The organism is Monashia sp. HAY1-2A (assembly GCF_056755315.1).
In genome coordinates, this window is sequence record NZ_JBNDHY010000348.1 from 1 (window position 1) to 306 (window position 306).

1 pseudogene is annotated in these 306 nt (G+C 63.1%); it reads left to right on the forward strand.

What is annotated here, in order from left to right:
- Nucleotides 1-306, forward strand: a pseudogene (locus tag ACPYOM_RS22245) (8-oxoguanine deaminase); the annotation flags it as partial.

Here is a 306-nt window from a genome sequence, read left to right on the forward strand (position 1 = left end):
GGCCTGGCAAGCCGCGTCGCAATGGCTGAACTGTTGCTCTCCGGTTGCACTACCACCACTGACCACCATTATCTTTTCCCGCAGGGCATGGAGGAGGCGATCGATGTGCAGGTGGGCGTCGTGCGTGAGCTGGGCATGCGTGCGTTACTGACGCGCGGCTCGATGAGTCTCGGCGAGGAGCAGGGCGGTTTGCCGCCGGAACAGACGGTCCAGTCGGGCGAGGTGATTTTGCAGGACAGCCAGCGCCTGATTGACCGCTATCATCAGCGCGGCGAGGGCGCGTGGATGCAGATTGCACCTGTCTCT